The 13,752-nt window shown below is 72.2% G+C and carries 13 protein-coding genes; 9 read left to right on the top strand and 4 right to left on the bottom strand.

Annotated elements, in window-relative coordinates; genetic code table 11:
- Positions 1 to 2: 2 nt before the first annotated feature.
- A complete protein-coding gene (locus ACIQZN_RS25400; RefSeq protein ID WP_265541263.1) occupies positions 3 to 362 on the top strand; it encodes a GntR family transcriptional regulator in 360 nt (119 codons plus the stop codon).
- A 65-nt stretch (positions 363 to 427) separates the two neighbouring features.
- On the opposite strand, the gene snpA is transcribed toward ACIQZN_RS25400, so the two are convergent.
- Positions 428 to 1,087 (bottom strand): snapalysin, encoded by a 660-nt coding sequence (gene snpA / locus ACIQZN_RS25395; RefSeq protein ID WP_403998166.1) that lies wholly within the window; start codon positions 1,085 to 1,087, stop codon positions 428 to 430.
- A gap of 257 nt (positions 1,088 to 1,344) precedes the next feature.
- Between snpA and ACIQZN_RS25390 the strand changes: the two genes are divergently transcribed.
- From ACIQZN_RS25390 to ACIQZN_RS25370, 5 genes are all read left to right on the top strand, one after another.
- A complete protein-coding gene (locus ACIQZN_RS25390) occupies positions 1,345 to 2,289 on the top strand; it encodes a LysR family transcriptional regulator (protein WP_403998163.1) in 945 nt (314 codons plus the stop codon).
- Positions 2,290 to 2,400: 111 nt separating this feature from the next.
- Positions 2,401 to 3,387: an NAD-dependent epimerase/dehydratase family protein gene (locus ACIQZN_RS25385; protein ID WP_403998510.1), complete on the top strand. Its 987-nt coding sequence runs from the start codon at positions 2,401 to 2,403 to the stop codon at positions 3,385 to 3,387.
- 81 nt (positions 3,388 to 3,468) lie between these two features.
- On the top strand, positions 3,469 to 3,825 hold the full coding sequence (locus ACIQZN_RS25380; protein WP_403998160.1) for a DUF952 domain-containing protein: 357 nt from the start codon (positions 3,469 to 3,471) through the stop codon (positions 3,823 to 3,825).
- The gene (locus ACIQZN_RS25375; protein ID WP_403998157.1) at positions 3,822 to 4,745 is read left to right on the top strand and encodes an SDR family oxidoreductase; all 924 of its coding nucleotides are present in this window, start codon (positions 3,822 to 3,824) and stop codon (positions 4,743 to 4,745) included. The genes ACIQZN_RS25380 and ACIQZN_RS25375 overlap by 4 nt, the downstream gene beginning before the upstream one ends.
- Before the next feature lie 5 nt (positions 4,746 to 4,750).
- Entirely contained in the window at positions 4,751 to 5,374 is a 624-nt protein-coding gene (locus tag ACIQZN_RS25370) for a nucleotidyltransferase domain-containing protein (protein WP_403998154.1), read from the top strand.
- 63 nt (positions 5,375 to 5,437) lie between these two features.
- Here ACIQZN_RS25370 and ACIQZN_RS25365 read toward each other — a convergent pair whose 3' ends face one another.
- On the bottom strand, positions 5,438 to 6,049 hold the full coding sequence (locus tag ACIQZN_RS25365; protein ID WP_403998151.1) for a TetR/AcrR family transcriptional regulator: 612 nt from the start codon (positions 6,047 to 6,049) through the stop codon (positions 5,438 to 5,440).
- Positions 6,050 to 6,179: 130 nt separating this feature from the next.
- Here ACIQZN_RS25365 and ACIQZN_RS25360 point away from each other — a divergent pair, with 130 nt between their 5' ends.
- Positions 6,180 to 7,631 (top strand): MFS transporter, encoded by a 1,452-nt coding sequence (locus ACIQZN_RS25360; protein ID WP_403998148.1) that lies wholly within the window; start codon positions 6,180 to 6,182, stop codon positions 7,629 to 7,631.
- An 11-nt stretch (positions 7,632 to 7,642) separates the two neighbouring features.
- Here the strand turns inward: ACIQZN_RS25360 and ACIQZN_RS25355 are convergent, their stop codons facing one another.
- Complete coding sequence (locus tag ACIQZN_RS25355) at positions 7,643 to 8,653, bottom strand: LuxR family transcriptional regulator (RefSeq protein WP_403998146.1); 1,011 nt, start codon at positions 8,651 to 8,653, stop codon at positions 7,643 to 7,645.
- 147 nt (positions 8,654 to 8,800) lie between these two features.
- Between ACIQZN_RS25355 and ACIQZN_RS25350 the strand changes: the two genes are divergently transcribed.
- Positions 8,801 to 11,662, top strand: a complete 2,862-nt coding sequence (locus ACIQZN_RS25350) for a M4 family metallopeptidase (RefSeq protein WP_403998143.1) — start codon at positions 8,801 to 8,803, stop codon at positions 11,660 to 11,662.
- Between the two features lie 58 nt (positions 11,663 to 11,720).
- Here the strand turns inward: ACIQZN_RS25350 and ACIQZN_RS25345 are convergent, their stop codons facing one another.
- Entirely contained in the window at positions 11,721 to 12,125 is a 405-nt protein-coding gene (locus ACIQZN_RS25345) for an HIT family protein (RefSeq protein ID WP_403998140.1), read from the bottom strand.
- 226 nt (positions 12,126 to 12,351) lie between these two features.
- On the opposite strand from ACIQZN_RS25345, the gene ACIQZN_RS25340 reads away from it, so the two are divergent.
- The gene (locus ACIQZN_RS25340) at positions 12,352 to 13,587 is read left to right on the top strand and encodes a glycoside hydrolase family 64 protein (protein WP_403998137.1); all 1,236 of its coding nucleotides are present in this window, start codon (positions 12,352 to 12,354) and stop codon (positions 13,585 to 13,587) included.
- Positions 13,588 to 13,752: the final 165 nt, after the last annotated feature.

The raw sequence follows: 13,752 nt of genomic DNA, 5'->3' as shown, positions 1-13,752 counted from the left end.
CCATGCTCTTCCGGGTCGACCCCACCTCCACCGTGCCGCTCGGCGACCAGATCGCCGCCTGTGTGCGCCGCGCCGTGGCCGACGGCGCGGCGGCCCCCGGCGAACGGCTGCCCGCCGCCCGCGTCCTGGCCGAATCGCTCGGCGTCAACGTGCACACGGTGCTGCGGGGCTACCAGCGGCTGCGCGAGGAGGGCCTGATCGAGCTGCGCCGGGGCCGGGGCGCGGCCATCGCGGACGGCGCGTCCCCGCACCGCGCCCGCCTCCTCGAACGGGTCCGCGAGACCGTCGGCGAGGCCCGGGGTCTGGGACTCACCGTGGACGAACTGCTGACCCTGGTCCGTACCGAATACGGCACCGGCTGACGACACACCGACAGGCCGCCCCGTCCTGCGGGGCGGCCCATCGGCGCTGGTGCGAGCGGAACAGGTCAGGAACGGGCGTCGGCGAGCGCGGCCGCGAAGCCGTTCTGCCAGAGGTAGTTCACCTGGTTGCGCTCATTGGCGTCCGGATACGGGTTGGTGCAGGACGGACCAGGACCGCCGCCGGACATCAGCTCGCTGCACGGCCCCGAGTAGTGGTCCGGCAGGCCGAGCACGTGCCCGGTCTCGTGGGTGGTGACCCGGGTCGAGTCGTACTGCTGGTTCTGGGCGTAGTCCAGGAAGACGTAGCCGTTGCCGTGCCCGTCGGTGCTGGCGTACGAGCCGCTGGGGTCGTTGCCCTCGTAGTACGAGAAGTCGGCGTTCGAGCCCTCCTGGAGCCGGACGTTGGAGACCGAGCCGTTCCAGATCGACGCGCTGTTGGCTATCTGGGTGCGGAAGCTCGGGGCGTTCGCGGTGCTGTAGACGATGGTGACGGACTGGGCGCCCGGGTTGGCGGCCCGCTTCTCGGCCACCGACTTCATGACCGCCTCGAAGAACGCCTTGTTGGCGGCGGCGCTCTCGTGCGAGTCGGACGGGCCGGTGAATGCCACGTGGGGGGCCGTGGCGGAGGCGTCCGGAGCGGCGACGGCGGGGGCGGTGCCGAACGCGGCGGCGAGCGAGAGGCCGAGTCCGAGCACGGCCGACATGACGGTCCTGGGGTGTCTCATGTGGGGGGTCTCCTACCAGTTACCTGTCAGAGGAACCCGTCCGATGATCGGACTCGGACGGGGGTGGTACGGAGAGAGTGTCGGGGAAGCGGAGCCCGCGCGGATGATGTCAGCCGGTGATAACGCGGCCCTATCGCCCTCGTGTGCACATCTCGTGCACGTATGCGCGCCACATGCCCAACCGCCGCTGAATTGCTCGCTTTTGACAGGATTACGGCCCATGGTGCGCCCGGACGGCCCGCCCTAATCTCGGCACCATGGAGCTTGAGGTGAGACACCTCAGGGCGCTCTGCGCCATCGCCGACAGCGGCAGCCTGCACCGGGCGGCCCGCACCCTGGGCGTGAGCCAGCCCGCGCTCACCACCCAGCTGCGCCGGATCGAGAACGCGCTCGGCGCCGAACTCTTCAGCCGCGAGCGCACCGGCTGCCGCCCCACCCTCCTCGGCCGCGCCGTCCTCAGCCGCGCCCGCCCCCTCGTCGACGGCCTGAGCGCCCTGGTCAGCGACGCGAAAGCGGAGGCCGCGGCCGTCGAAGGGCCCCGGCTCCGCATCGGCTGCACCGCCAGCCGGGTCATCGGCGGCTGGCTGCGCCGGCTGCGGATGAGGCTGCCCGGCACCGACATCTCGCTCCGGGTCGACGTCTCCGCCCGCGCCCTGCTCCGCGCGGTCGAGGCGGGCCGGCTCGACGTGGCCTTCGTGCACGAGGTGGAGGGCTGCCCGCTCACAGTGCCGGACGGGCTGGAGCAGCGGGTCCTGGTGGACCGCGAACCGCAGTTCGTCTCCATGGCCCGCGACCACCCGGCCGCCGCGCTGCCCGTGGTCGACCTGGCGGACCTGGCCGCCGACCGGTGGATGGTCGACCCCACGGTGGACGGCGAATGGGACGGCCTGCGCCGGATGTTCAGCGAAGCGGGGCTGTCGCCCGTGGTGCTGCACGGCGACTACCTCACCGCCGCCTCCCTCGTCGTCCTCGGCGAGGCGGTCGCCCCCTGCCAGCCGACCTCGGGCCCCCGCGACGACATGGCGATCCGCCCCCTGCGCGACGACCCGCTCGCGGTCCGGCTGCTCCTGGTCTCCCGGCCCGGCGCGGACATGACCGAGGTCTACGCGGAACTGGAGGCGGCCTACCGGGACGCGGCGCGACGGGTGGCCGGATACCACCAGTGGCTGCTGCGCAACCGCAGCCCGCTCGCCCACTCCTGAGGCCGGGGCGGTCAGGGCCGGGGAGTTCCCGCTTCCGGGTAATTCAGCCGAGAGCGTGGGCCGTTCCGGACCGGGCCGCGCCAGGGCAGAGTCGGTGACATGAGGCTTCTGATGCTGGGCGGTACGGAGTTCGTCGGACGGGCCGTGACCGAGGCGGCCCTCGCCCGCGGCTGGCAGGTCACGGTCTTCCACCGGGGCCACCACGCGCCCCCGCCCGGGACCGCCGAGCTCATCGGCGACCGCACCGCCGACAACGGCCTGGCCGCGCTCGCGGCGGCCGACGGCCCCGACTGGGACCTCGTGGTGGATACCTGGAGCGGCGCGCCCTCCGCCGTGCGCGACGCCGCCCGCCTGCTCTCCACCCGGGCCGCCCGCTACACGTACATATCCAGCCGTTCCGTCTACGACTACCCGGCCCCGGCGGGCCTCACCGAGGACGGACCCGTGGTCGCGGGCGCCTCGCCGGACGCCGGGGACGACCAGTCGTACGCCCTGGCCAAGCGCGGCGGCGAACTGGCGGCGCAGGACGCCTTCGGAGACCGCGCCCTCCTGGCCAGGGCGGGCCTGATCCTCGGCCCCTGGGAGAACATCGGCCGGCTGCCCTGGTGGCTGAACCGGATCGCCCGCGGCGGCCCGGTCCTGGCCCCCGGCACCCCGGACGCGGACATCCAGTACATCGACGCCCGCGACCTCGCCGCGTGGGTGCTCGACGCGGCGGAACGCGGGCTGCACGGCCCGTACAACCTGGTCAGCAGGCCGGGGCACACCACCATGGGCGGACTGCTCGACGCCTGTGTGCGCGCCACCGGTTCGGACGCCGAACTGCGCTGGACCCCGGCGGAGAGGATCCTCGCGGCGGGCGTCGAGCCCTGGACCGACCTGCCGGTGTGGCTGCCGCCGGGCGAGCTGTACGACACCCTCCACCAGGGCGACGTAGGCCGCGCCCACGCTGCGGGGCTGCGCTGCCGCCCGGTCGAGGAGACCGTCGCGGACACCTGGACCTGGCTGCGCGAGATCGGCGGCGTGTCACCCCAACGCCCCGACCGCCCCACCGTGGGCCTCGCCCCGGAGACGGAGGCGAAGCTCCTGGCGGGCTGAGAAGCGGGCCGCCGCGCCGACGCGGCGAGGGGTTATCCACAGGGTCCGCCCCGTGGCCCGTCCCGGAGTTAGCCTCGGGCCATGGCCGAACTGCTGCACCTCACCGAAGGACCGCTCTGGGAGGCGGCGCGCGGGATCGGGACGTACGAGATGTCCACCCGCGGCCGCACCCTGCACGAAGAGGGCTTCATCCACTGCTCGCTGCCCCATCAGCTCCCCGGTGTGGCCGAGATGCTGTACGGGGCGGAGAGCCGGGCCGGAGCCGCCGACCAGGAGCTCGTGGTGCTTGTCATCGACCCCGCACGGCTCACCGCACCCCTGCGGTACGAGGCCGCCGCACCCGGCGGCGAGGAGTTCCCGCACATCTACGGGCCGCTTCCCGTCGACGCGGTCGTCGAGGTGCGCCCCTGGCCGTCCGAGGAGGGCACCCCCGCATGAGCGCCGACCCCGCATCCGGGACCGTCACCAGCGGTCCGCCCACCGCCGTCACCGGGGCGAGCGGCGCGCTCGGCGGCCGCGTCGCCGCGCGGCTGGCCCGGGCCGGCGTCCCCGTCCGGCTGCTCGGCCGCGACCCCTCCCGGCTGCCCGCCCTCCCCGGCGCCGACCTCGCGCCGCCCGCGTCCTACGGCGACGGCGAGGCCATGCGGCGCGCCCTGGCCGGGGCGCACACCCTGTTCCTCGTCTCGGCGAGCGAGAGCGCCGACCGGGTCCGGGAGCACACGACGGCGGTGGACGCGGCGGTCGCGGCCGGCGTCGAACGCATCGTCTACGTCTCCTTCCTGGGCGCCGCCCCCGACGCCACGTTCACCTTCGCCCGGGACCACTGGCACACCGAGGCGCACATCCGGACCACCGACGTCCGGTACACCTTCCTGCGCGACAGCTGGTATCTCGCCGGGCTCCCCGCCATGACCGGCGCCGACGGCGTGCTGCGCGGCCCCGCCGGGGACGGCCGGGTCGCCGCCGTCGCCCACGAGGACATCGCCGACGCCGCGACTGCCGTGCTCCTCGCGGACACCGACGCGACCGGCCCCTCGCACGACGGCCGCACCTACGACCTGACCGGCCCCGAGGCGTTCACGCTCGCCGAGGCGGCGGAGGAGCTGAGCCGGGCCACCGGACGCACCGTCACCTACGTGCCGGAGACCCGCGAGGAGGCGTACGCCTCACGGGCGGGATACGGGGCCCAGGACTGGGAGGTGGCCGGCTGGGTCACCTCGTACGAGGCCATCGCGGCCGGGGAGATGGCCACCGTCTCGGACGCCGTCCCGACCCTGACCGGCCGCCCCGCCATGGACCTGGCTACTTATCTGCGGGAGCACCCCGACAGCTACCGCCACCTCCTGAAGCAGGGCTGACCGCCATGCGCACCGAGACCCCGTGGGGCCCCTGGGACCCGCCGCCGCTCGCCGAGGCCGTCCGCCTCCTCGCCCCGCTGCGCGCCCCGTGGTGGATCGCCGGGGGTTACGCGGTCGAGCTGGCGGTGGGCCGCGCCTACCGGGAGCACGGGGACATCGATGTGCTCCTGCTGAGCCGCGACCAGTTGGAGGCGCAGCGGGTCCTGGACGGCTGGGAGTGGTGGGCCGCCGATCCGCCCGGCACACTGCGGCCCTGGCGCCCCGGCGAGATCCTGCCCGCCGGTGTCCACGACATCTGGTGCCGGCCGGGGCCGGACGAGCCGTGGCGGTTGCAGTTCATGCTGGACGGCACGGACGGCGAGGACTGGGTGTTCCGCCGCGACGCCCGGGTCCGCCTGCCGCTGGAGCGGCTGGGGCGGGTCTCCCCGGACGGCGTTCCGTACCTCGCGCCCGAGATCCAGCTGCTCTACAAGTCCAAGTCCCGGAGGCCCAAGGACGAGCGGGACTTCGAGGAGGCGCTGCCGGTCCTGGACGACCACGCACGCGCCTGGCTGGCCGAGACGATCACGCTGGCCGAGGGCGCGGACCACCCGTGGGCGGTCCGGCTGCGGGGGCTGTTGGCGCACTGAGGGCGGGGGCGGGCCGGTCCGGGGCCCCGAGCCCATCTCCGTACAGGCGTGGGCACCCCGCCCTCACCTCGCATACGCCCCCGCCTTCGCCGCCAGGACCGCCGCGTCGGCGGCGCGGTCGGCGGCCGCTTCGTCCAGCGGGTCGCCGCTGGCCAGCAGGCGGTAGTAGAGCGGCGCGGAGACGGCGCGTACGACCTCGTCCGGGTCCGTGCCGGACGGCAGTTCGCCCCGCTCGACGGCCTCGGTGACACAGCCGGCCCACTCCTCGACCCGGATCGCGTAGAAGCGGTGCAGCGCCTGGGCCGTACGCGGATCGCAGGTCGCCGCCGCGATCACCGAGCGGAACAGCGCGCCCTGGCGCTCATCGGTGAGCGTCTTCAGTACCAGCCGGGCGTTCGCCCTGAGGTCCCCCTCCAGGGAGCCGGTCCGCGCGCGCGGCGAGGACTGCTCGGCCATGTCGTCCAGCAGGTCCGCGATCAGGCCCGTGGGCGAGGACCAGCGCCGGTAGACGGTCGTCTTGCCGACCTCCGCGCGGCGCGCCACATCGGCGAGGTCGAGGCGGTCGAAGCCGTGCTCGGCCAGCGCGTCTCCCGCCGCGCGCAGGACGGCCTCCCGCACCCGGGCGGTCCGTCCGCCGGGCCTCACGGTGCCCGGTTCCACGCTCTCGGATGCCATAACGGTTCTCCAGTTCCATTAACGAGCATTCCTCTGCTACGGTCACTCCATCTTAACGGAACCACGGGACCGTTTAGTTTCCGTTCGTTCAGCTTCCGTCCGTTCAGCTTCCGTCCGAGGAGGGACGACCATGTCCGCGCCCAGCCGCACCCCGTCACGCCCCGCATCCGCCGCCTCCGTACCGCCGCCGTCCGCCCGGATGACCGGGCGCCAGAAGCTCGTCCTGGCCCTGCTCCTCGGCGCCCAGTTCATGATCGCCGTGGACTTCTCGATCCTGAACGTCGCGCTGCCCGTCGTCGGGGAAGGGCTCGGCTTCGCGCTCCAGGACCTCCAGTGGATCGCCACCGCGTTCGCCCTCGCCGCCGCCGGGTTCACGCTGCTGTTCGGGCGCGTCGCCGACCTCGTCGGCCGTAAGCGCCTGTTCGTCGCGGGCATGGCGGTCCTGGGCCTCTCCTCGCTGCTGGGCGGCCTGGCCACCTCGCCGGAGGTCCTGCTCACCGCCCGCGTGCTCCAGGGCCTCGCCACCGCCGCCGTCACGCCCGCCGGGCTCGCCCTGCTGACCACCGCGTTCAAGGAGGGCCCGCTGCGCGAACGCGCCCTCGGCCTCAACGGCGCCCTGATGTCCGCCGGGTTCACCGCCGGCGCGATCCTCGGCGGGCTCCTCACCGACCTGCTCTCCTGGCGGTGGGCCTTCCTGGTCAACGTCCCCGTCGCCGCCCTCGTCGTCGCCCTGGCCCCGGCCGTCATCGCCGACTCCCGCCCGGCCGAGCGCCCCCGGCTCGACCTCCCCGGCGCCGCGGCCGTCACGGGCGGACTGCTGCTTCTCGTCTACGGGCTGACCCAGGCCGGGACGACCGGCTGGACCGCGCCCGCCACCCACGTAGCACTCCTCGCCGGGCTCGCCCTGCTCGTCGCCTTCTGGTTCGTGGAGAAGCGGGCGACCGCGCCGCTCGTCCCCGTACGCATCCTCAAGCGCCGCAGCGTCATCTGGGGCAACGCCACCGGGCTCATCGCCTTCGTCACCGAGACCTCGCTGGTCTTCCTGCTGACGCTCTACCTCCAGGAGGTCCTGGGCTACACCCCCCTCTCCACCGGTCTCGCCTTCGGTGTCCTGGGCATCGGCACCGTGATCGGCGGCACCCTCGGCGGCCGGGCGGTGGGCCGCTTCGGCAACCGCAGGACCATCGTCGCCGGGGGAGTCGTGCAGGCGCTCGCCACGCTCTCACTGGTGGCGCTCGGGACCTCGGGCGCCTGGATCTGGCTGCTGCTGGCCGCCACGTTCGTCGGGGGCGTCGGCAACATGCTGATGATCGTCGGCTTCATGGTCACCGCGACCTCGGGCCTCCCCGACGAGGAACAGGGCCTCGCGACCGGCCTCGCCACGATGACCCAGCAGGTCGGCATCACCCTCGGCATCCCGGTCATGAGTGCCATCGCCACCGCCCGGATGACCGCGCTCGGCGACACCGGCCCGAACGGCGTGCTGTCCGGGGTCTCCGTCGCCGTCCTGGTCAACTCGGCGCTCGTCCTGGCCGGAGCGCTGCTCGCGGGCACGTTCCTGCGGCCGCGCCGGGAGAGCTGAGCGCAAGGCCCCTAAAGCGTCAGCCAGCCACGCATAGCCGCCTGTACGCCGGCCTGGAAGCGGGTCTCCGCCTTCAGCTCCTGCATCAGGCGGCTTATGCGTCGGCGGACCGTGTGGACGTGCACCTCCAGGCGGCGGGCTATCGCCTCGTCCTTCAGGCCGGAGGAGAGCATGGTCAGGAGCTCCCGGTCCTCGTCCGTGACCTGGGCATTGTCGACCGACCCGATCGGCACGGCCCGCTCCCACACCGCCTCGAACAGCGGCACCAGCGCATTGCTCAGCAGCGCGTCGCTGACCACCAGGGCGGTGGCGGTGGGGTCGGCCGCGTCGGTCGGCGGCAGCAGCGTCATCCGGCGGTCGACGGTGATCAGCTTCGTCGGCAGGTCCATGCCGAGCCTGATCTGCACCCCCTGCGCGGACAGCTCGTTCAGCCCGCGCGCCCGCCCCTGGAAGCTCAGCCCCTCCCGGTCGACCACGGCCCGTACCCGCACCCCGCGCCGGACCGGCTCGGCCATGTTGATCGGCTCGGGCATGCCGTCCGGCTCGCTCGCGGCGTACGGGGGGCGGTCCAGGAGGGCCACCTCCTCGGTCGCGGACACCACCAGCGAGGTCACCCGCTCGGCGATCGCCGTACGCCCCCGCAGTGTCTCGATCCCGAGGGTGCGCGGGGTGTGCGAGGCGGACATGAGCTGGGCGGCGATCCGGTCCACGGAGCCGGTCAGCTCCTCCAACTCCGCCTCACGCCGCAGCAGTTCCGCCTGGTGCAGATGGATGAGGTTGCGCAGGGCGGTGGCCGGGGCGTCCGGGACCGGCAGCCCGGCGCCCCGGGCGGGGCGGGTGAAGCCGCGCTCGTCGAGGCGGTCCAGGGCGTTGCGGAGCTGCCGGGGCGAGAGGCCGAGGCCCTGGGCGAGGGCCGCCCGGGTGCGGTCTGCGGGGCTGTTCAGCAGCGCCTCGTACACCCGGAGTTCGTCCGCGCCGAGCCCGAGCGCCTGCCACTGTTCGTCCAGATCAGCCCATTTCACCAGGCGATTTTCGCCGTTCCGTGCAGGCCACACAAGTGTGCACGTACAGAAGTCTGCAGGTGGAACGCATTGTCCACATCCCGCTCCGGGTCTTCCATGACGGCATCCGATAACCGTTCACGCCTTTGTGGCAACCGGAGGAACACCGTGCGGACTTCAGTACGCAGACGAGCAGCTGGCTCCCAGGGGCGCCGCACCGGCGTCGTTGTCGGTCAGGGCATAGCCGCGCTGCTGGCCACGGCGGGCCTGATGGCCACCGCCATGCCGGCAGCACACGCCGACACCGCGGCGGCCGCCCCCGCCGCCTCCGACACCACGCCCGGCAGCGAGACCGACACCCCCTCGCTCGTCACCGGTCTGCACGAGGAGGTCGCCGCCTCCGGCAGCGCGGCCGACGCCGCCCGGGGCCACCTCAAGGCCAAGAAGGGCCGCTACCACATCGCGGACACCTCGGCGAAGGACCTGACCTCCGTCGGGACCACCACCGAGAAGGGCGGCAAGGAGACGGTCCGCCTCCAGCAGAAGTACAAGGGCGTCGCGGTTCTCGGCGGCCAGTACCTCGTCCGGATGACCAAGAAGGACGGCAAGCGCGCCGTCACCGGCACCTCCGGCAACTACTTCACCAAGCTGAAGCTGGACACGGTCGCCCCGAAGGTCTCCGAGAAGACCGCGATCGAGCGCGCGGTCGGCGCGGTCGCCGCGCAGTTCAGCGACGGCCTCCTGCGCGCCCCGGCCAAGGGCCAGAAGGCCGCCGAGACCGACTTCAAGGGCACGGCCGGCGACGTCACCATCCTTCCGCAGGGCACCGGCGTGCTGACCCGCCACATCACCGTCACGGGCACCAACCCGGCCGACGGTTCGGCGGTCCAGCAGGAGGTGTACATCGACGGGCACTCCGGCTTCCCCGTCATGCAGTACAGCGGCATCCAGACCTTCGGCGCGCAGAACACGGCCGCCGGCGGGACGCAGGGCGCGGCGGCCCCCTCCGACGCCTCCACCGATGCCGCCGACCAGCTCGTCGTCAAGGGCAGCGGCGTGCGTTACAACGGCCAGAAGGTCGACATCAATCTGTACAAGGACACCACCGGCGCCCTTCAGATGATCGACTACAGCAGGCGGGCCGCTGACTCGCCGTACGGCGGTCCCATGATCGCCACGTACGATGCGCGTGGCCGTGAGGCGTCGAGCGCGTCCGGCGTCTGGCCCAGCGGTATCAAGACGTTCCGCCCCGCCACCCCCGAGCTCGGCGAGGACTACACCAACTCCGGTGCGGTGGACGCCCACTGGGCGGCCGGCAAGGTGTACGACTACTACAAGAACCACTTCGGCCGGAAGAGCCTGGACGGCAAGGACGGCTTCATCTACTCCCTGGTCGGCGTCGTCAGCAACGGCCAGCCGTACAACAACGCCTTCTGGGACGGCGAGAAGATGGTGTACGGCCAGGGTGGCGGCGACTTCCGCACCTTCTCCGCCGACACCGATGTCGTCGGCCACGAGATGACCCACGGCGTCGTCACCCACACCGCGAACCTGGTCTACGCGGGCCAGTCCGGCGCGATGAACGAGGCTCTGGCCGACTACTTCGGCAACGCCATCGACCTGGAGGCCAACGGCCAGTCGATGGACGACCCGGACGCGGGCCTCCTCGGCGAGGACCTGTGCACCAGCGCGGGCCCCCGCGAGTGCGCCCTTCGCGACCTCAACGACGGCGCCACGACGTCGAAGAACTTCATCGGCGCCAGCTACCGTGCCGACAGCGGCGGCGTGCACCTCAACTCCACGATCTTCTCGGGCGCCCTGTGGGACATGCGCCAGGACCTCGGTGGCGAACTCGCCGACCAGATCGTCTACCGCGCGCTCTCCGCGTACATGACGCCGCTCGACGGCTTCACCGAGGGCCGCGCCGCCGTCATCGCCGCCGCGCAGGAACTGGGTGTCACCAAGGCGCAGCTCAAGATCGTGAAGCGCTCCTTCGACGCCCACGGCATCGCCCCCGGCTGGGAGAAGGCCCTCGGCGTCGACACCGACACCATCCTCTCCAAGGTCAACATCTCGGGCACCGGCCTCGGCGCCGGCGGCGGCAAGTACGCCGTCTCCCGCTCCAACGAGGACGGCAGCGAGCCGTACTCGGTCTGGGTCGGCAACACGACGGGCAAGGGCCAGCCGCAGCTGGTCAGCCCGAACAACGGCAACTACAACGTGTACGCCGACACGGACGGCAAGAACGTCGCGTGGGCGGAGTACGGCCCGTCGGCCGTCAGCTTCCACGTCCGTTCGGTCAAGGGCGGCGTCGACAAGGTCGTCGGCGGCATCGGCGCCAACGTCAACTCGCTGGCCATCGACGGCAACTACCTGGTCTACAGCTACGTCAACCCGCGCACGGGGCTGACAGCGGTGCGCTACATCGACATCCGCACGTCGGAGACCACGGAGGTGTTCACCAACCCCGTCGGCCAGACGGCGCTCCCCTCCGTCCACGACGGCAAGATCGCCTACGCCAAGCTGTGGCCCGAGCCCGACGGCTACAAGCTCGGCGTCGAGGTCCTGGACACCGCCACCGGCAAGAAGACGCTGATGCCGATCGACCCGACCAACGTGGGCGGCCTCGGCCAGACGGCCGTCACCGACGACGGCGTCTTCTGGATCGAGGACAACGACGTCACCGACTCCGGCGAGGCCGCGGTGCGCCGCGCGAACTTCGACGGTACGAACCCGATCACCGTCACCCCCGAGGCGGGCGCCGACGCCCTCCCCGCCTACCAGCTGACCGCCTCGGACGACGCGCTCACCATCACCTCGCTGCCCCTGGCCACCTCCTGGGACAACGAGACCCTGCCGAAGCTGTACCAGGTCGCGCCCGACGGCAAGGGCGGCGCCCAGCGCGTCTCCTGCAACCGCGGTGACCAGGTCTTCGCCTCGGCCGACGAGGGCGACCGCGTCCTGTGGCTGGACGGCACGACCGGCTACACCAACCTGGTCAAGCGCGACCGCCCGGCGGGCAAGTGCTGACCTGACCCCGTAACACCTGTGCGGCCGGGCTCCTTCGGGGGCCCGGCCGTCTGTGTGTTCACGCCAGATGCCGCGCGAGCCTCGCGCCGGGATCCCCGTCCACCCGGTGCCCGGACCGCCCGGCCGGCCAGGTGGTGATGCCGTCGCCCACCCAGCGCGGGACGACATGGAAGTGCAGATGCGGCACGGACTGCTCCGACCCAGGCCCGCTCGCGCTCAGCAGATTCACCCCGGTGGCGCCCAGGGCCTCCCGCATGGCCCCGGCCACCCGCTGCGCCAACGCGGTGGTGGCGGCGAGGACGTCTTCCGGCGTCCCGAAGACGTCCGCGTAATGCCCGGTCGGAACGACCAACGTGTGCCCGGGCGCCAACGGCTCCAACGGCAGAAACGCACACGCCACGTCCCCGCGCACCACCCAGCGCGTGGAGCCCTCACGAATAAGCCGGCAGAAGACACAGTCCATGCGACGGCACCCTGCCAGAGACGCCGGCGGCGGTCCGCTCCGCGCCGGGCGCCGGGCTGCCGTTCAGGATCGGCCGGAGGAGAATTCTGGTCCAGACCAGGCAATTGACGTGTCCCTGACCCGTCGATACGCTCCAGGAACTCTCGTGAGAGCGCTCTCAAAGCCGCCTTCGGGCGACTCGCACCGGCTACCTCCACAGCACGGCCTTCCGGATGAGGAGTAGAGCTTGTCTGCCAACCTTCCTTCCGCCCCCCGTACGCGCCGAGCCCGCCGCCCCAGGGCCGCCGCCCTGATCGCCGCGCTCGCGCTGGCGGGCGGGTGCCTCGTCGCCACCCAGGTCACCGCCGCCACCGAGGCCGCGGCCGTCCCCGCGACCATCCCGCTCACGCTCACCAACAACTCCGGGCGGGGCGAGCAGGTCTACGTCTACGTCATCGGCACCGAACTCTCGTCGGGGCGCCAGGGCTGGGCCGACGCGAACGGCACCTTCCATCCGTGGCCCGCCGGGGGCAACCCCCCGACGCCCGCTCCCGACGCGTCCATCGCCGGGCCGGCCAAGGGGCAGGCGAAGACGATCCGGATGCCGAAGTTCTCCGGCCGGGTCTACTTCTCCTACGGGCAGAAGTTGGTCTTCAAGCTCACCACCGGCGGTCTGGTGCAGCCCGCGGTGCAGAACCCGAGCGACCCGAACGCGAATATCCTCTTCAACTGGACCGAGTACACGCTCAACGACGCCGGCCTGTGGATCAACAGCACCCAGGTCGACATGTTCTCCGCCCCTTACGCGGTCGGGGTGAAGCGCCCGAACGGCACCACCCTGACCACCGGCCACCTCAAGCCCGGTGGCTACAAAGCGTTCTTCGACTCCCTGCGCAGCCAGCCCGGTGGCTGGGGCGGGCTCATCAGGACCCGCTCCGACGGGACGATCCTGCGGGCGCTCGCACCCGGCCATGGCATCGAGGCGGGGGCGCTGCCGGCCTCCGTCATGAACGACTACGTCAACCGGGTGTGGAGCAAGTACTCCTCGCAGACGCTGACCGTCCAGCCGTTCGCGGACCAGCCGAACACGAAGTACTTCGGACGGGTCCAGGGCAACACCATGAACTTCACCACCAGTTCGGGAGCGGTCGTCACCAGCTTCCAGAAGCCCGACTCGGACAGCATCTTCGGCTGCTACAAGCTCCTCGACGCGCCCAACGACCTGGTCCGGGGGCCCATCTCCCGCACGCTGTGCGCCGGTTACAACCGGTCGACGCTGCTGAGCAACCCCAACCAGCCCGACGCGAATGACGCGAACTTCTACAAGGACGCGGTCACCAATCACTACTCCGCCAAGATCCACGCCCAGATGGCCGACGGCAAGGCGTACGGCTTCGCCTTCGACGACGTCGGCGCGCACGAATCGCTCGTGCACGACGGCAACCCGCAGCAGGCGTACATCACGCTGGACCCCTTCAACTAGACCTTGCCTCCGCGGAGGGTGGTGACAGGTTTGCCTCCGCGCTCATCGCGCGCGGCACGAGGGGCAAGCCGGTGCGGATCGGCAGGGAGTCTGACCGCAGGGTCAGCCGGCCTAACCAGAGATCAGGCCTTCTTGGTCTCCTAGTAATGGGCCGGGTCGGCGACC

Source organism: Streptomyces sp. NPDC097595 (assembly GCF_044761525.1).
GTDB classification, from domain to species: Bacteria; Actinomycetota; Actinomycetes; order Streptomycetales; family Streptomycetaceae; genus Streptomyces; species Streptomyces drozdowiczii_A.
This window is presented reverse-complemented; position numbering and strand designations above follow the sequence as displayed.